Source organism: Flavobacterium psychrotrophum, assembly GCF_003403075.1.
GTDB classification, from domain to species: Bacteria; Bacteroidota; Bacteroidia; order Flavobacteriales; family Flavobacteriaceae; genus Flavobacterium; species Flavobacterium psychrotrophum.
On the sequence record NZ_CP031557.1, the window covers coordinates 4,202,697 to 4,219,986 of the forward strand.

The window sequence follows — 17,290 nt, forward strand, 5'->3', positions numbered from 1 at the left end:
GTCATTCCGTGTTATCAGGGGCTGCATCATCGGTAAGTTGTAAGGGTTGCACAATAAGGCTCGGGTAGTCTTGCGATGCCGCAAGTAACTGGTTGAGGGTAGCTGTAAGCAGGTTACGCTCTTTAGTGGTATTTTCCCAATACGTGCGCTTCATCTCGCGGATGGCCTCGCCCGAATTACCAAACAGCGCATTATCATTTGTTTTAATTAACCCTGCCGGCAGGTTGTTAAAGGCTACGAGTATATTTTCGCGCACGCTGGTTTCGGTATAGTTAAATAGCTGGTCGTCAATGCGGCTTTCTATCTGCTTTATCAAAATAGCATCTTCCAGCTTTTCGCCGGCAAAGTCCATTTCCAGACAGAGCACACCGCCCGTATTTTCGGCACCCAGGCTTTCCTTTATGGCTTTCTGAAAAGCTTCACGTTCGCTCTCTGCCTCTTTAAATGCATGGCTGCCCGGTTCAAGCCCATCGCCTACAAGCGGACGTGTTACTACTAGCGTATTACCAAAAAAGCCCTTGCGCAGCAGCCTGTTTTTGTAGATGGACGCCTGCGCTTCGCTATCACAATCTTCGGCGACAGAGTCTATTCGCGAAAGCGGATAAATAAGCTTGGTGTCCATATTTACATACAGCACTTGTCCTTTATAATGCTCCCAGCCTCCTGCTTTTTCTACCTGTGCGTCAATTACCGCTTTGCGCGGATTATAGACATCTATCAGCTCTATATCGCTGCGTTTTGGCTTTAGCCACTCTTTACAAATGGCTATTTTTCCTGAATAATCTGTACTGTCTTTTTTGCCAATGCGACACCACTCAAAAGGCAGCACACTACAATCTGCCACCTTGTAGAGTGCATTGTAATTGATGTGGATGTACACGCCACGCTGCTTTACCAAATCATCTGCCACATCATCTGCAAAATCAATAAGCTTCAGGTTTTTTTGTTTGTTAATGATGAGGTTGTCTGCATCAGTTCCATAGCCTTTCCCTATAAGGTACTGCACCATAATGGCGGCAGCGCTTTTTGCGGTAACGCTGTTGTTTACCAGGCGGTCCATACGCTCTGGGTAGGCATTATCTACATCATTAGCATAAACGTCGGCGCTTTTGCTCCAGGGGGTAAGGCGTTTCCATACGTCTACTAAAAGCGTTTTCATTCCGGTCCATGTTTTATAAAATCTTTATTGGCAGGGTTTGCTTGCGTTTCGGGCAACTGCGAAAAGTAACGCGCGCCATTAGGGTGGGAGAGGAGTACCCTGGCATAAGCATTGTTAATATTATCGTTGTTAACCAATACCGGCGACCCAAATTGCAGCGGAATATTTTCAAACTCCGGGTGCAGCCTGTAGGCACATTTTTTTGCCAATGCCCTGTAGTGGTCTTTATATTTGGTTAAATACTGATTAAGGCACAAGGGGCAGGCAGGGTTAACAGGCCCCGGAAAAATAGCGGTATACTCCCTGAGAAACAGCTCAAGGTACCGCACCCCCTCACCCGTAACATTGTGGGTGAGGGTAGCGATATCCATAGTGGTAAAATCCATATCCGGATATTAAGCCTGATTAAAACACGCGTCAAAAAGTGTTTTCCTTTCGGTGTAACCTTCAATTGCGGTTTCATCGCCGGTTGGGGCCCAGTAGTATGTTTTTGGCATCGTGGTTTCTTCAAAACCATCGGCGCTGGCAAGCTCAAACATAATCATGTTATCGTTCTCCTTACTACTGTTAGTCATTGTGGTAAGTTCCAGGCCGCTGGTGTAGCCCAGTATCTCAAAGGCATCGGCGTTAGCAGCACCTTTCCATACCTGCTCTACCACCACTACATATTTAGCACCTTTACTCAGGCTGTCTGCCTGTAGCTTGTTAAGCGCGCTGGGGTTAAAGATCACGCCACTAAAGGTGTGTTTAAATTTGTCGGGCGCATTTTCTTTTTTGACCAGTTCCCATGCTTTGCCATTGGCCTGTTTAACGCCGGTAAGCTTATAGCCTTTTTTACCTGTTTTTAGTTGCAGGTGGGTTACTAAAATCCTGTTAGCGGCATCTACGGTGGTTGTAGCCACATCAATATCTTCTTTATTGATAAGTACTACGTTTTGTTCTATACCACCGATGGGCGCGTTTATACAGTCAAAAATAATATCGCTGGTAAGGCTACCGGTACAATCTATAGGCATGTTTTTTGATTTTGATTTGAAAGATTTAATGATTGAAAACTGGAGATTCGTGGATTTGGTAATTTGGTAATTTGGAATTTCACCCTCCGGTACTGTTTGTCATGCTGACGATAGGAAGCATCTCAGATTTCACTACGATTTTGGCAGGCAGGCAATAGGAAGCGTTTGCGCTTTAATTTAATTTCTCGCGAAGACGCTAAGTCGCAAAGTTGAGATCCTTCACTCCGCTTCTGCGCTCAGGATGACATACTGAACTTTAAAAAAACTTTAAACCTGAAACTCTAAACCGCGCAGCGTTAATACGCCGCCACTGTCATATAACTTTCCAGGTGCTTGGCATCAAGGGTGTAAGCAGCATCAATGATGTTGGTTTTTAATGTTTTATCATAAAACACATCCAGCTTGGCAAGATCTTCTGCGCTAAGCGTACCTACAGGTATGTTACTCTTAGTGGTAAACACGGCACGGTGTGGCAGGTTGTACTTGGTACCGTTGTCCTGATAGGTTTTAATGTAACGGTCCCAGTCGTAGCGCACTTTAACCTCAATACCGTCAAACAATAGTTTAGGGCGGCCTTCTTCTACCACTTCCATATAGCCTGACCCCAGGTTTTTGTTGCGCAGGCTTGCACGGTAGTTATCGGCTATAGAGCGTGTAACCAGTATCATCGCATCATCGGCAGCCACAAGGCGGTCATCGGCTACGGTAACCAGTTTTTCTAAAATACCCAGTGCAGCATCAGCAGCAAGTGCCTGCCCGGTATAAGACGTTCCGGCATTCGCCGAAATAGGTACCAGCGTAACCTTACTGGCTGTAACTTCGTCGGCAATTTGCTTAAAGAGGCCGTTAAAGGAGTTAAAATAATCCAGGTCGGTACCTGTCTTAAACACACCGCCGTTAGCAACAAGCTTAGCCGTTTTATCGTTAAACCATACCTTACGGTGAATGTTCTCTATAAGGGCCTGCTCTACAGCAGCTATGATAACGCCAAACTCCTGCGAACCCACCATGTCAAAAAAGTCGGGGTTAATGCGCTTTGCCTTGCGGAAAATTTTAAACAGCGCATCCATATCTGCCTGGCAGTGCGAAAGGCGAAAATCTTCCAGCACGGGTTCCCAGTATTTTTGGGTCAGGGTAAAGGGTCCTGCTTCACTTGGCGTGCAGCCCTCGGCTTTTTTGCCCAGTAGCCCCAGCCTTCCGGCAAATGCAATTTGGGTTTTAACGTCGATACCCGTTTCTATGTCGTGGTATTCGGCAAGGTCTGAGTCGTTAAATACACGTTCAAAAATTACTTCGCTTACGGCTTCTGCCTCGCGCGGGTTCAGGTCAAACGACTGTGGGTCAAATTGAATTAACGACATTACTTCCTGTTTTTAGATTGCAAATATTGGCGGATGCCTGCAGCCCTGTCCGTTCCTGCCTGTGGCCTGCGTGCAGCTACCTTGCGGCCATCTACACTATAGCTGCTGGTTACCTGCCTTTTTAATGCCATAACTTCGCTCTTAATGCTGTTTAGCTGGCGTTTAAGCGCCTTGTTCTCGGTGCGTAGTGCGGCAGCTTCTTCTTCGGCAGCGCCATCTTCGGGTTCAATAATTTCGGTCAGTTCGCCCGCTACAAACACATAGGTAGTACCGTCCGGCAGCAGGTATTCGCCCTCGGCAGGTTGCCCGTCTACTGTTGCAACAGCTCCAATTTCGATAACGGCATCGTCTTCCAGTTCTGTAAAGTCGAGTTCGGCACCTGTGGCATCCTGTACTACTTTGTTAAACATGTGGGCGTTTTTAAACTTGCCCAGTGCGCGGGTAAACAGGCTTTCCATCCAGTGCCTGTCCCGTTCTGTAAAAGTTCCTCTCATAGAGTTAGGGTTAATGAAAGCTTTGGCTACAGCCTTAACCGGCTGCGTGGTTGTGGTAAAGCCCAGTGCGCTGAGCTGCTTTGGCGTAAGCCACGTTTCGTTTTTTAGCAGGGGCAGTATGGCTTCTTTTTGTACGCTGAGGGCTTTAGTATAAAAGCCTACCATTTTGTGTTCTACCTGCCGTAGTTGTGCGGCAAACTGTTCCAGCTCATCGGCAGTGCCCATAGAGCCGCCCCAGGGCAGGTGAATCATAAACGGTGTGTTTTCGCGCAATTGCCTTTTGCTGCCTGCCATAAAAATTACCGTGGCAATACTGGCTACAATACCGCTGCCTATGGTGGTAAGCGGCTTGCGGAGCGATTTAAGGTAGTGGTAAATGTCAAACCCCACATCTACCAGCCCGCCCTCGCTGTTTATGTGCACATTAAAGGCACTTGCTTTAGGCTGCTTTTTTACCTGGGCTACCACGTCGGCCAGGGCTATGCCGGCGGTGCCGTCAAAAGTGCCTATCTGGCCGGAGATGTAAATGTTTCCTGTCATTCGGGAGATTGAATGATTGAAATATTGGTTGTTAGTTGTTTGTTGTCGGTTGCTGGTTGCTGGTTGTCGGGAGCTTCACTCGGTGTTTAAATCTTCTGCAAAGTTACGGTGGGTTTTAGGCTAGAGTACTGAAGCTTGTTGTGCAGTAGTTTATGGTTGCTGGTTGTCGGTTGTTGGGAGCTTCACTAAAATGTTATCAATAGTCAGCAATTGTAAGTAGGATTGAGTGAAGCTACTCTGTGCGCTCTCACACCGCAGGTGTTTCTTTTTCTCTGTGTATCTCTGAGGTTCTCTGCGAAACTCTGTGTTATAACCTGTAGTAATTTTCTTTTGCAAAGTTATGGTGGGTTTTAGGGTAGAGTACTGAAACTTTTTGTGCAGTGGTTGCTCGGGGATTTTTGTCATGCTGACGATAGGAAGCATCTTAGGTTATTTTGAGATCCTTCGACTCCGCTGCGCCTGCCTCTGCCGGCAGGCAGGCTGCGCTCAGGATGACAAACCGTGTACTGGGGTACTAAAATTCTTTTGCAAAGTTACGGTGGGTTTTATATTAAAGTACTGAAAGTATATTTGCAGTGTCAATCTAAAATCTCAACTCAGAAACACTACTCGATGTAAATATCCGTTACTTTGTTACAGCCAATTAACAAGAATTCTTATGAAATACTTATTTCTCCTGATATGCTTTAGTAGCTTTACATTCTTTGGACAGCAAAATAAAGATTATAATGGTTTCTTGTCTAAAGAGACTGATGGTAATTATCATTTCTACGAAACGCGCCATGATAGCCTTTTGCCGGCAAGGATAGTTATTTTTAAAGATATAGATACGATAGGGTTATATAAAATTGCGTACGACGGCTTTCAACATAATGGCAGACATGTTCAGGTTACAGGGCGAAAAATTGATGGGCAGAAACAATTTAGGAATGGACTTGCTTATGATAAAATCGAAATTAGCTATGTAGTTGATTATAGTGTGGGAGTTTTTATATGAAAAACCAGCGAAATATAGTTGACTATGTTTCAGATAGCATTTTTACTGGATTTTACGTTGATAAATTTGAAGGCCAGGCATTTACTGAATTTAAAGATGGAAATCTTGAAAAAGTAAAGGGTTGGACGAGTTTTAATCATAATGAAATACGGGATTCTATTCGCCAGTTACCGGGAAATTACGGGCGAGCAAAAATGGGAATACTCTTAACCGTAAAAGGGAAAAAACGATATGGTAATGTATATGGGTATGGGCATTTTGGGATGAGTCAGTATGAAATAGAAATAGAAAAGGTGCTTGCAATTGACACTACAATTACACTTGAAACACTGAGAGCTATTGAACTTGAAAAGGGGATTGTTTATCAAGGTGTTACCATACCGCCTCCGTCAGATTTTGAAAGAGGGCAAAAATATTTATATAAGCACACCAACGGTAACTATATAGTGCACTTTAAAATTGAAAAAACAGGACCAGGCCGTTTGAAATGCCTTCATGCAATTTATAAAAATAAAAGAATGGTGTATGAGCAAATATGCTATCTTACACTGGAAACGGATCGCTATATTAACGAAATTTCTGAAAAATGCCATGGAAAGTCCTATTACACATATATAGGGGATATGTCTTTAAAAGGGGATCAGCCAAGTTCATTTATAAAAATGATAGTTCCCTGCAACACCTCTATGCCACCGCCATATATAGAGATACCCGATATAACCAACTTATATAAAGATTTCGATTCATTAACACTAGAGTTGTCCAAAGAGTAGTGGACGATAATGATACGCCATGTCGTAAAGACTTACTTAAATCATCGTTTTACTACCTTTGCACTATAGCATCATTCAAAATTAAAATAAGTCAAATGTTTTCCTGGTTTAAAAAGAAAGAACAACAGTCTGCACCTAAAGTGAACCTGAGCCATTTGCCGGCGCTTAATGCGTGGGAAGTATTTTTTCAGGGCGGTGGGTTTAATCTCTATGGTCGCAGTGCTGCCAGAATGCCCGGCGCACAAAGTGAACACATTTACCTCAAAAGCTACCCCGAAGTACCGCAACTGGAACGTGCCCTGTTTGCTGACTGGCTCTTTATAGCGTTTGATGGCGATGCTGCCGGTGTGTTTCTGCAACGTATAGATACCGATGGTATTACACTGATTTTCGTTCGGTTTGCAGACCAGGAATTTAAGGTTATAAAAACGGGTCTGCCAGCTTTAGTCAGTGCAGTACTTACAGATAGTACTACCGTAACCTTTAACCACGCAGAGATATCATTTGCTGTTAATGCCGGGGCTATAAACCACAAACCATAAACGCTGAACAATTAAGAGCCCTCCATAAACGCAATGATGCTAAACATACTGCGCTCGCTTATTTTAAAATCATCGGCTACATTGCCTGCCGCCCGGGTTTTTTTTGGTTTTCCGCATTGCTTATACAGCACTTCCATTTCTTTAAGATAAGCTTCATAATATACTTTCCAGTCGAGTATATGGGTGGGTATAAAGCCCTTGCCCATTAGTTTTATAAAGTTGTCGCCAAGGCTTGTTATGGTTTCATAACGGGTCATTTCCACTTGTTTATGGGGCAAATATCTGTACTGCGCACTTTAGCGCTAAGCGGGCATTTGCAGAGGTTGCAATAAGCACCTTCTACTTCTGTAAGATGGTCTTTTACAAAAGCTAATAGCTTGCCTTGCTTTGCATGGGGGCAGGTGGCACAATGGGCAGCGCGCTCTTTAGCTACATTCTCTGTAACATCGGTTTTATCAAGATAGTTTTTCCATCCTGAAAGAATATTTTTTACCATTAACAGAAAATAATCTTATAAAATATTTGTGTATATCAAAATTGATTTTAAATTTGTAAAATAAAATCAACCCATACCATGAAAAAAATTATGCTTGTAGCAGCATTAATGCTGTCTTTGTCCGCTATTGCTCAGGAAAGTTTTCCGGCTAAACACCCCGACTTATTAAAAGGAAAGGATGTAAAAGTTATAGCCACACATGAAAGCGAAATATCCGGATATTCAAATTTTTATAGTGATAGCGAAATGACGAAAACCTACATGCCATCTAAAAAAAATTATGACACAGATACCAAATCCTTGCTTGGAAAACAATTTAAAGTTGTCGAAGTTGACAGTTTGATAAATCCTTATCAAAAAATGTGCAGAGTTACCATTGTCAGCGCTGATGGAGCAAAGATTTATTATAAATATGATGGTCAATTTGATATTGATTATCCTTTTGAGGTTGTAGGTGGCCTTACGCTTCCTGAAGGCTTTTACTGCGACTACATTACTAAAGAAGCTTATGGCTCGACAGTAGTTTATAACACACTTATAGGCAGGGGTATCGTTATCAACAAAAGGGTAGAGTTAGGTAAGGCTTCTTACACTATGGGCTTTTCTGTTTTTGGCCCAAAAGATACTAATGGTCCGATTACTAAAGTAACGTTGTTGCTAGAGAATAATAAAACGATTGTAGACACCAGGCAAATGTTCTATTCTGCACTACAGAGTGAAGAGTATAAATATTCTTTTACAATAGCGCTTACCGAAGCGCAGGTGCAATTGCTTATACAAAATAAAATTAAAAATGTGAGAGCAGGCGAACTTGATTTACCTTTTCAAAAAAACCTTAAACTTCAGGGTGTGCTCAAATGCATGCAAAAACTTAAATAAAATAAAAGGCTTTGCTGCAAACAAGGCCTTTATAATTTCTCTATCCACATTTTGCTTTAAAGGCTCCCCGCGCTGCAATGGCGGGGAGCCTTTTGTTTTTTAAAAGTTAGCCCCATCCCTTACACGCACATAGCTGTTGCCCTGTGTAATAATATCCTGCACGGCCACCACAGGCGCGGGTATTGCGGCATTTGCCTGTGCTATTTTAGCGGCAAGCTCATCTACATTAAGGCTTTGCTGTGCCACCTCTCGAGACACTATGCCACCACCGGCAAAGTAGTTTGGCGCACTGCCTCCCCCAGCCGGAAAAGCATTATTAAATGCCATAAAGTGGCGCGCTGCATTACGGTTCATTACCCCTATGAGTTCGCCCTTTTCTGCCTCAAACTGAGTGCCGTCTGCACCGGTAAAGAGCGTGCCGCCGGCACTGTGGCGCTGCCCGCCAATGTTAAATAGTGCGCCTTTCTCGGCTTTTGGAGGTTTAGTTGCCGTTATTTTTTTTACATTTTGTATGCCCGCAGCTACTGCTGCCGCGGCAGCAACAGCACCTAGTGCAGGCCCTACAACGGGTATGCCACTCATGGCACCATAAGCAGCGGTAGCGCTTTTATAAGTGTCTATGGTAGCCTGTGCCACTGCCATAGCTTTGCCTGCCGCACTCTCTTTGCCCAATATAGACTGCAGGCTGCCAAAGGTTTGGTTAGCAAGGTCGAGTTTATTGTTAAATGCTGCCTGATTTATTTTTTTTTGCTCTTCGGCAGTCTTTTTATTTTCATCAATTTCCAGTAGGTTATACTGGTCTTGTGTTATCTTTTTATCTGCTAGTTGCTGTTTCAGGTCGGCTATCCGTGTTGTATGCCTTTCTTCTTCATCTATGCGCTGTTTTTCAAAGTCAGTAGCTGCGCCTTCTCTCCTTTTTTGATATTCGGCTGCTAAATCGGCTGCTTTTTTATCTTTATCCTGTTTTACAAGGGCTTCGTCAAGGGTTTTACCGGCTGCATTATTATCAGCCTTTAGCTTTGCAATAGCCGCATCATAAGCTTTTTGCGTAATGAGGCCATTATCTAAACGGGCTTTTTCATACTTATTTTGTTCAGCTAATAAACCGTCAAGCTTTGTTTTCTCCTCTGCTATACTTTGGGCAGTTAATGCTTTGCTATCTTCTAAATTTTTTTGGTTTGCCGCTACATACGCTTGTAATTCTTTATCGGCATTTTCTACAGCTACTGCGCTACGGTATTGTAGGATTTTATTTTGCTCTTCTGCAATTGCTATTTCTTTTTGCAGCTTTGCATTTGCCGATTTGTCTGAAGCAGCAAACTCAGCATTAATAATAGCCATCCTTTTTTTATAGACCTGCTCCTGAATATCCAGTTCTTCTTTCAGGGTACGGGCCTTTGTGCCCTGATTTTTAATAAACAATTCAAGTTCCAGTTTTTGTTTTGTTATGGCATCCTGCCTTAGCTTATCTCTTTTTTGTTGGCGCGCCTCTTCGGCACGGTCTTCTGCTGCATTTGCTGCATCGCGCTGGGCTTTAGCATCGGTGCTTATTTTTTGTCTTGCTGCTCCATGGCCTTTAAGCATTTGTTTCTCCTCGTTATTAAGCTTTAACTTTGTTATACCGGCTTTTGTAAGTGCCTCTATTTCTTCTTGTGTAAAACCTTTTACGGCACGCATTTTTTCGGCATAAGCTGCACCACCATTTTTAAGATCTGTAATTTCCTGTGCAGTAAGGCCTCTTTTTAGTGCGGCCTCTTTTACCGCTGCATTATATGCATTATCTGCTAATTTTTTGCGTTCGGCCATATTCTGCCTTTCTATAGCAGCGGCAGCTTCCAGGGCTTTAGTGCGCTCGGCTTCACTTTTTGCCTGGTTGTTTGCAATTTCCATGAGTGCCTGGGCATCCTGTTTTGCCTTTTCGTTTTTTTCTTCCTGTACACTCATGGCGGCACTAAGGGCTTCCTGCTCTTTTTTTAGTGCTTCCTGCGCCTTTTCTAACTCCTGTGCCGCCCTGCCTGCCTCGGTAGATGAGTTTACAAAATTTGTAAAGCCATCTATAACCGCACCTATTATATCTACTATAAATATTAGTGGCTTAGTAACAGTTTCGAGAACAGGCCCTATTGCTGCCATGGCTTTTTCTACGGCATTAGTAATGGGTGGCATGCTCATAAGCTTTTGTATGACCGGACCCAGTATTGCCAGGAAAATTCCGAGAGGATTTGACAAAAATGCCTTGCCCATACCTTTAAAGCCTTCTGCCATGCCGCCAAAGGCGCCTTTTAAAAGTGAGATACCTCCACCGGCTTCCTGCGCGCGGCTAATAAGCCCTGTAAGACCGCCGTTAAAAACGTTGATTTCAGCAAACGACTCTGCAAATTTTGTTTTGGCATCATCCATGGTTACCATAAGGCTGGCATGGGCACTGCCATTTTCTTTAAGCCAGGTATTATTTTCGGCAATCTTGGCATTTATTTTAGCCAGGCGTTTTTCATAATCATCGTCGCTTATGCTAAGTTGTTTTTTTAGCTCTATAAGCTGCTTGTTATTTTGTACATAGGCATTTTCGCTGTCGTTTTGTTGCTTAACGGCCTGGTTTACATTTTTTTTTATATTTATAAGCTTTTCCTCTTCGGCTATTTGGGCACTAAGGGCGGCCTGCTGATTTTTGTAAGTTGTCTCCAGGTTTTTTAGGGCAGCGGCATTGGCTACAAACTGCTTCAATGCTTCTTTGTTACTTAAATCTAATACATCCTGCTGCTCTTTGAGATCTTTAATAGCCATGGCTGTTTTAGCAGTATTTTTTATCAGTTTTTCGACATCAATATCCAGTGAGGCTATGTTTATGTTCGTTCCCATTTTTTGATTACAATTCCAAATATTGTTAAGGCTCCAAGTGCATACCGGTTACCTCTCATTTTCCGGCAGTACCCTTAAAAACTCGCATTGCACAGGCTTACCGGGTATGTAGTTGTTTATTTTATTGATAAGAAAAGTACCCGAAAGCTGTTCTATATAGTATCGTTTCTTAAAGTCGAATTTTGACACATCGGCTTCGCTAAGCCAGAGTTCGGCGGTTATTACCCGGCTATTGTGTGTAATGCGGTTTAATGGGCCGTAGTATTTTTGCACCACATCTTTAAATGATAGCCCACTATAGTTTTCAAACCAGGCGCCACGTTGGTCTGCAATTTGCTGCGTTACCATAGATGTTACAAAAAAGAGGCGGCTGTCATACACGGTGCGCATAAAATAGTAGCGCTTGTCTAAGGGCTTATAGTTAGTAACGGTGCGTGTTATGGTTTCGCCATTTACTTCTTCCTGCTCCTGGGTAACCTCTTTATCCCACATTTTATAGCGGTTTACAAACTTTTTTGCAAAAAGGGTCATGGCATATTCCGGACTGTATATTTTACTTTTTATGAGTGTTTTGCTTTCCGGAAGATGAGCATTTGTAATGTCATAATATCCGTCATCATAAGAGGCATCTTTATCGTTATAGGTATGTGTAAACCAGTTGCGCTGTGCATAGTTGCCCGTAATGTAGTTTTCTGAAACCTGCCGTACAAATTTACTGCTCCAGTTAAGTACCTGGCTGTTAAACAGCTCTGCAAGTGTTAAGCAGGTATAGGTATTAGAGTATTTGCTTTTAAAAAGGGTAAGCCCAAAACGGTACACCACTTCGTTAAGGAAATCTCGGATAGAGAAATCTGAAAAGGCATCGGTAAAGTTAATAACCGTATCTTCTATACGCACCAGGCGCAGGTTTACCTTACCATTGTTATGAAAATCGAACGATGCGTTGTTATAATCAAAAAATACGCAGGCCGTGTCTCCGGCATTAAGCTTTACGGTCCTGCCATAATTAAATTCTTCGCCATTATTAGGATGGGCTTCTTTTATAATTGATCTGTTTGTAATGTTTTGAGGGCGTGTGGCATTTGGCGCATTAATGCCTATGCTTATATTTACTGTTTTGTTTGCCCTTAGTGTACCGCTAAGTTCTATGCGGTAATTACCAGATGTGTTTACTTTTATATGCCTGTTGCCTGTAACGCTTACGGCATCTGCCACAGGCATTTGTACAGTGCCGGCAGGCAGTGGCAGGTAATAAAGGTACCGGTCGTTAAGGGGGCTGCCGTTTATAAGGATGTCATTACAAACAAGAAGTTCTGTTTCCTGCTCTTCGCCGGATGTTGCGCCTTTAGGAAACGTCATCCACAGGTTTGTAAAATCGTCAGAATCAAAAATGGCACCTGTAGCGGGCTCGCCATTATTGTAAACTGAAAATATCTTATTCCATAACCATTTTACATTAACCGATGGGACTAAGTATTCCATTTCTGCAATTACAGGGGTATCTGCTACTGCAAGGTAGTTATGGTTACCATTGTAGTCGGCAAAAATGTAGCGGTAGGGACTGGTTGCTGCCCAGCTGTTTACCACCGTTTGCGGATTTTTAGTATGATCTATGGCCGACAATTCAAGATCTGACAGGTTTTTGTTTTCAATGGCCTTATACAGGCTGATTATACCATCATAAATAACGGCATCATAACTGTCGCCACCATCGGTTATCATGGCCCAACCTTTGTATACAAAGCATTCGCCCGAAGCACTGTACAGGCTACACTCATTTTTTTGGTACGGAATGTTACTTTCATTTCCCGGCAGGGTAAGATACCCCATAAGCCTAACGTTGTGCGCAGTTTTTGGCAGGCTGAATTTATTGGTATAACTGGCCTGTCGGTTCTCAAGGCTGTTAAGGTCGTTTACCTGCCGGGTTTGGGCTATAACGGTACCCGGCTCAAGGTCTGCCTGCTGCCCGTTTATGTAGAGTATAAGAGACACTTGTTTTTTAGTTAATGAAGTATTTTGAGTGGTGGTTGGTTGTTGACGGTTGTTGGGAGCTTCATTCAGGCGTTTGTCATGCTGACGAAGGAAGCATCTCTTTATTTATTCTCGCGAAGCCGCTAAGTCGCAAAGAGATCCTCACTCCGTTCCTCCGTTCAGGATGACACATTCGCTTTGTCATGCTGACGAAGGAAGCATTTGTTTATTTACTTGATCGCGCGGATCTGTAATCCGTGCGTAAATTCCGTGAAGGATATGGTAGCTAAATCACGGATCACAGATCCGCGCCATCTAATTGTTGGCTAGGGAGGTATTCATTCAGGCGTTTGTCATGCTGATGAAGGAAGCATTTGTTTATTTACTTGATCGCGCGGATCTGTGATCCGTGCGTAAATTCCGTTAAGGGGCATGGTTGATAAGTCACGGATCACAGATCCGCGCCATCTAATTGTTGGCTAGGGAGGTATTCATTCAGGCGTTTGTCATGCTGATGAAGGAAGCATTTGTTTATTTACTTGATCGCGCGGATCTGTGATCCGTGCGTAAATTCCGTTAAGGGGCATGGTTGATAAGTCACGGATCACAGATCCGCGCCATCTAATTGTTGGCTAGGGAGGTATTCATTCAGGCGTTTGTCATGCTGATGAAGGAAGCATTTGTTTATTTACTTGATCGCGCGAATCTGTGATCCGTGCGTAAATTCCGTTAAGGGGCATGGTTGATAAGTCACGGATCACAGATCCGCGCCATCTAATTGTTGGCTAAGGAGGTATTCACTCAGGCGTTTGTCATGCTGACGGAGGAAGCATCTCAAATTGATTTTCTCGCAAAGCCGCAAAGAGATCCTTCGACTCCGCTGCGCTGCGCTCAGGATGACAAACCACATGCCCATGACCCGAGTGAAGCTCCCAACAACCGTCAACCGACAACTATAAAGTCTGAGTATACCGCACCGGCAGTTCAATATCAAAGGTAAAATTAGTGAGTGCCTCACGCGGATTCCTGATGCGGGCAGCTGTGGTTTTAACAGAAACTTCTATCCAGCTGCGGTAGTCGCTCTGGCTGTAAGGTGCACCGGTAAAGAGATATACCTTGGGACTTTCGAGCAGATTTTGAACAATGTTTCGCTGGGCATCGGTAAGGAGTTCGGCTACTATTTTTACGGTATCTTGTACTTCACGGCCTATTTGGGCAGTACGGGCAAAGGTGTTTTCGAGGTTTTCAAAATCACGGTCGAGTTCGCCGAGTGATTTTGCACTACGGTCTACCGCATAGGTGTTTTCAAAAAGCCAGTAGCTGTAGCCACCCTGGGCATTAAACCATTTAAGATATATGCCGGGGCAGGCAGCAGCTTTGTCAAGCAGTATAAACTTAACATCAGCAGGAGCATCTAAAGAGCGTTGCAACTTAAGGCGGTTATAACCATCTACCAGTGGCAGCGTGTCTTCGAGGGTTTCATTAGTACGGCCATCGCTAAGAAATAACCGTGTAGCCCCTCTGCCGAAAGGCTGAATGTTTGCTGCGCAAGGTTTGTGCTGTTTGTAATGGTTAGTGTATCTTCTTTACTAAACAGTGCCATATCAAACGGGTAACCCTCCCAGTATTTTAGGTAGGTGGTATTGGCAGCATCGGGCAGTGGGGGCGATAGCACCAGCATTTCGTTAACCGTGTGGGGTGTATAGCTGCCTATTTGCTGTGTAGCTGCCAGCCAGGTAAGGTTTTGCGTATCATTTTCTATAATATCGTTTCTGCTGTCGTATACCCAAAAGTTAACCTGCTTTTGCAGTACTGCCGCCCCATGGCCGTAAATAAAACTTTCGGGAGCTGTGGTAACAAGGTTGGTTACGGTAGTGTCGTCAAAATTATTAGTGTTGATGAGCGCCGAAACATACGCCTTAAAGTTGAAGTAAAACACAGCATCGGGCGACGGGTACAACCTTATGGTACTGCCATTGCCAATTTGAATAACAGCATAATCAGGTTCAGTAAGAAAAGAGCTTTTAAAGCGCACCACATCATTATTGTAAGCCATGCGCAGGCGGTCGGCATTTATGGGCTGGGTAAATTGTATCATGCAAAGGCGGTGTTTAGGTAAGCCAGAATATCAGCGGTGAAGTCTTGTACATACAGTGGCGTTACGGCATCGAGTATCTGCTGAATGCGCTGTGGGGTAGCAGTATTTTCAACTATATCCTCAGCACCTTTTTTGGGTTGCCAGCCCTGGCGTGCAATTTTTCGTGCTATGAGGTAGGCGAGGCTGGCGGTAGTTATTTCGCCTTTAAGCCGTGCAGCAATGCCTTTTTGAGTAATCCACTTTTCTATGGCTTCGCTGGGCGGTGCCTTACCGGGTTTACGGCCGTTAATGTAATCATCTGCCACTATGGTAAAACCGTTGGGCAACTCCTGCACCTGCACACTGTCGCCCCAGTTACCCGATGCTTCCATGCCACTGGCCTCATACTTTGCCACGATTTCATCGCGGAGTTTTTCAAACTCGGCACGCAGCGTTTCTTTAATGTTACTGTTCATAATTGGCAGGAATACGAACCTTATAGGTACAAAGCAGCCCGTCCATATTGGCATCGAGCGCATCGGTAACGTCTATGTTTTCCCACTGGCTTACCTCGGCCTGCACGCATGCCAGGCTGTTGCCCAACTCACTAAAGATGATAATTAGCGGCTCTATACCGGTGGTATATTTAGAGGTTTCGGGCATGCCGGTTTCGGCAAAATAAGGCTGGTTGAAGTCAGCGTGCTTAACCAGAAAGAACTTGCCCTCATAGTCTACCGCTTCTATTTTAGTACCCGATGTGTTGTAGCTGCTCTTGCGGTTGGTAAACTCGTGCAGCAGGTATATCTTATCGGTTTCGAGGGTACTGTCGAGTAGGTTTAGGGCTGCTTTCTTGCCATAGTGATATTCTATCTGGTGGGTATTGGCAAGGTTGTTTAGTATGCGTACGATGTCTTTCATTGTGATTTTTTGTTTAAGATTTGAGGTTGTTTTTGTTAAGAGCTTCACTCTTGTGATTTAGAACGTGGGTGAAGCGGATGCTGCGCAGGCGCGGATTCAACGGATTTTTTAGCGATACGTTTTGTCATGCTGACCTGCCTTTGCCGGCAGGCAGGCAATAGGAAGCATCTCTAACAAGTGTAATTGATTTTCTCGCAAAGCCGCTGAGTCGCAAAGTTGAGACCCTTCGACTCCGCTGCGCTGCGCTCAGGATGACAAACCGCATAGATGGATCTGCAGTTGCGTAGCCTCTACGCTATCCGAGCATGCCTGCTGGCAAAGCGCAAACTTGAGGTCTTTCGCTGAGTAAGGCAAGGCACTATTTGTCATGCTGACGATAGGAAGCATCTCAGGAGTTGAATTTCTCAGAGAGGTGCTGGGGCGAGGACTTTTGAGTGAAGCTTCTGCCTACTGCAAACTGAATACTAATTACTGCCTACTCAATTTACTATACTCCGCTTCTACTTCATTCTGGGTTTTGGTTTGTGCCAGGAGGCTGAAAATTTCGCCGTAAGGCTTGCGGCCGAGGTCAAACGGGTATTGCCCAAACATTTTGCCGAGTTGCAGCAGCGGAAGGGTATCGCTGTAGGGCTTAAGTTTATCGGCACCGGCCATGTGCCATAAGTGGCTATCAGTGCTCAGGGTTTGCAGTAATCTGGCTTCAGTTTCTATAATGCGGGTAAACTCGGCAATCATAAACTTTCGGGCAGCAAAATATTCGGTTATCGGCGCACGCCAGAAATCCCTTTTGCTTACGCCAAAGCAAATCTCAAACAGTTTTTGTATTCCTGCCCAGCCTGTAACCTTTGGCAGTAGCCGAATGCAGTATTTTACGTTGGCATAGGGCATAGCACTAATGTCCATTTGTTTATTGGCGAATGTGTTTTTAGGGTTTAGGTATTCGAGTATGCTGTCGTAAGTCAGGGTGTCGCGCAGGGCAGTGTATTGGCGGAGGGTGAGGTTTTTCATTTATTGTGGATTTGTTAATGGTTATCGGTTGATGGTTATCGGTTGATGGTTGCCGGTTGATGGTTGCCGGTTGTCGGGCAGCTTCACGCAGATTTTGTCTAGCTGTTTTCCATGTCGACGATAGGAGACATCTCTATTCAATTTACTTCGCTTCTTGGTGAGGTGTTTTATACCGCAGAGTTGCACAGAGGGTACACAGA

18 protein-coding genes are annotated in these 17,290 nt (G+C 44.1%); 4 read left to right on the plus strand and 14 right to left on the minus strand.

The window, feature by feature from the left end:
* Position 1: 1 nt before the first annotated feature.
* The 5 genes from DYH63_RS18185 to DYH63_RS18205 form a co-directional block, all read right to left on the minus strand.
* Entirely contained in the window at positions 2 to 1,159 is a 1,158-nt protein-coding gene (locus DYH63_RS18185; protein ID WP_116790149.1) for a hypothetical protein, read from the minus strand.
* Entirely contained in the window at positions 1,156 to 1,545 is a 390-nt protein-coding gene (locus DYH63_RS18190) for a hypothetical protein (RefSeq protein WP_116790150.1), read from the minus strand. Before DYH63_RS18190 ends, DYH63_RS18185 begins: the two co-directional genes overlap by 4 nt.
* Before the next feature lie 9 nt (positions 1,546 to 1,554).
* On the minus strand, positions 1,555 to 2,175 hold the full coding sequence (locus DYH63_RS18195; RefSeq protein WP_205528264.1) for a hypothetical protein: 621 nt from the start codon (positions 2,173 to 2,175) through the stop codon (positions 1,555 to 1,557).
* 296 nt (positions 2,176 to 2,471) lie between these two features.
* Positions 2,472 to 3,536 carry a hypothetical protein gene (locus DYH63_RS18200; protein ID WP_116790151.1) on the minus strand — a complete coding sequence of 355 codons (1,065 nt, stop codon included), beginning with the start codon at positions 3,534 to 3,536 and terminating at the stop codon, positions 2,472 to 2,474.
* Positions 3,536 to 4,570, minus strand: coding sequence for a Clp protease ClpP (locus tag DYH63_RS18205; RefSeq protein WP_116790152.1), 1,035 nt, complete (start codon positions 4,568 to 4,570; stop codon positions 3,536 to 3,538). Before DYH63_RS18205 ends, DYH63_RS18200 begins: the two co-directional genes overlap by 1 nt.
* 658 nt (positions 4,571 to 5,228) lie before the next feature.
* Between DYH63_RS18205 and DYH63_RS18210 the strand changes: the two genes are divergently transcribed.
* The 3 genes from DYH63_RS18210 to DYH63_RS18220 all read left to right on the plus strand — a co-directional run bounded on the left by DYH63_RS18210 (position 5,229) and on the right by DYH63_RS18220 (position 6,882).
* The gene (locus DYH63_RS18210; RefSeq protein ID WP_116790153.1) at positions 5,229 to 5,567 is read left to right on the plus strand and encodes a hypothetical protein; all 339 of its coding nucleotides are present in this window, start codon (positions 5,229 to 5,231) and stop codon (positions 5,565 to 5,567) included.
* On the plus strand, positions 5,564 to 6,340 hold the full coding sequence (locus tag DYH63_RS18215; RefSeq protein WP_116790154.1) for a hypothetical protein: 777 nt from the start codon (positions 5,564 to 5,566) through the stop codon (positions 6,338 to 6,340). The genes DYH63_RS18210 and DYH63_RS18215 overlap by 4 nt, the downstream gene beginning before the upstream one ends.
* A 95-nt stretch (positions 6,341 to 6,435) precedes the next feature.
* A complete protein-coding gene (locus DYH63_RS18220) occupies positions 6,436 to 6,882 on the plus strand; it encodes a hypothetical protein (protein ID WP_116790155.1) in 447 nt (148 codons plus the stop codon).
* A gap of 11 nt (positions 6,883 to 6,893) precedes the next feature.
* Here DYH63_RS18220 and DYH63_RS18225 read toward each other — a convergent pair whose 3' ends face one another.
* Both DYH63_RS18225 and DYH63_RS18230 read right to left on the minus strand, forming a co-directional pair.
* A complete protein-coding gene (locus DYH63_RS18225; protein ID WP_116790156.1) occupies positions 6,894 to 7,139 on the minus strand; it encodes a hypothetical protein in 246 nt (81 codons plus the stop codon).
* Entirely contained in the window at positions 7,136 to 7,378 is a 243-nt protein-coding gene (locus DYH63_RS18230; protein ID WP_116790157.1) for a hypothetical protein, read from the minus strand. The genes DYH63_RS18225 and DYH63_RS18230 overlap by 4 nt, the downstream gene beginning before the upstream one ends.
* Positions 7,379 to 7,456: 78 nt before the next feature.
* Between DYH63_RS18230 and DYH63_RS18235 the strand changes: the two genes are divergently transcribed.
* A complete protein-coding gene (locus tag DYH63_RS18235) occupies positions 7,457 to 8,257 on the plus strand; it encodes a hypothetical protein (protein WP_116790158.1) in 801 nt (266 codons plus the stop codon).
* A 99-nt stretch (positions 8,258 to 8,356) separates the two neighbouring features.
* Here the strand turns inward: DYH63_RS18235 and DYH63_RS18240 are convergent, their stop codons facing one another.
* The 7 genes from DYH63_RS18240 to DYH63_RS18270 form a co-directional block, all read right to left on the minus strand.
* Positions 8,357 to 11,116, minus strand: a complete 2,760-nt coding sequence (locus DYH63_RS18240; RefSeq protein ID WP_116790159.1) for an AAA family ATPase — start codon at positions 11,114 to 11,116, stop codon at positions 8,357 to 8,359.
* Between the two features lie 48 nt (positions 11,117 to 11,164).
* Positions 11,165 to 13,108 carry a hypothetical protein gene (locus DYH63_RS18245; RefSeq protein ID WP_116790160.1) on the minus strand — a complete coding sequence of 648 codons (1,944 nt, stop codon included), beginning with the start codon at positions 13,106 to 13,108 and terminating at the stop codon, positions 11,165 to 11,167.
* Between the two features lie 932 nt (positions 13,109 to 14,040).
* Entirely contained in the window at positions 14,041 to 14,517 is a 477-nt protein-coding gene (locus DYH63_RS18250) for a hypothetical protein (protein WP_116790161.1), read from the minus strand.
* A gap of 20 nt (positions 14,518 to 14,537) precedes the next feature.
* Positions 14,538 to 15,185, minus strand: coding sequence for a hypothetical protein (locus DYH63_RS18255; protein ID WP_116790162.1), 648 nt, complete (start codon positions 15,183 to 15,185; stop codon positions 14,538 to 14,540).
* Positions 15,182 to 15,640 carry a hypothetical protein gene (locus DYH63_RS18260; protein WP_116790163.1) on the minus strand — a complete coding sequence of 153 codons (459 nt, stop codon included), beginning with the start codon at positions 15,638 to 15,640 and terminating at the stop codon, positions 15,182 to 15,184. The genes DYH63_RS18255 and DYH63_RS18260 overlap by 4 nt, the downstream gene beginning before the upstream one ends.
* On the minus strand, positions 15,630 to 16,082 hold the full coding sequence (locus tag DYH63_RS18265) for a hypothetical protein (protein WP_116790164.1): 453 nt from the start codon (positions 16,080 to 16,082) through the stop codon (positions 15,630 to 15,632). The genes DYH63_RS18260 and DYH63_RS18265 overlap by 11 nt, the downstream gene beginning before the upstream one ends.
* Positions 16,083 to 16,550: 468 nt before the next feature.
* Complete coding sequence (locus DYH63_RS18270; protein ID WP_116790165.1) at positions 16,551 to 17,090, minus strand: hypothetical protein; 540 nt, start codon at positions 17,088 to 17,090, stop codon at positions 16,551 to 16,553.
* Positions 17,091 to 17,290: the final 200 nt, after the last annotated feature.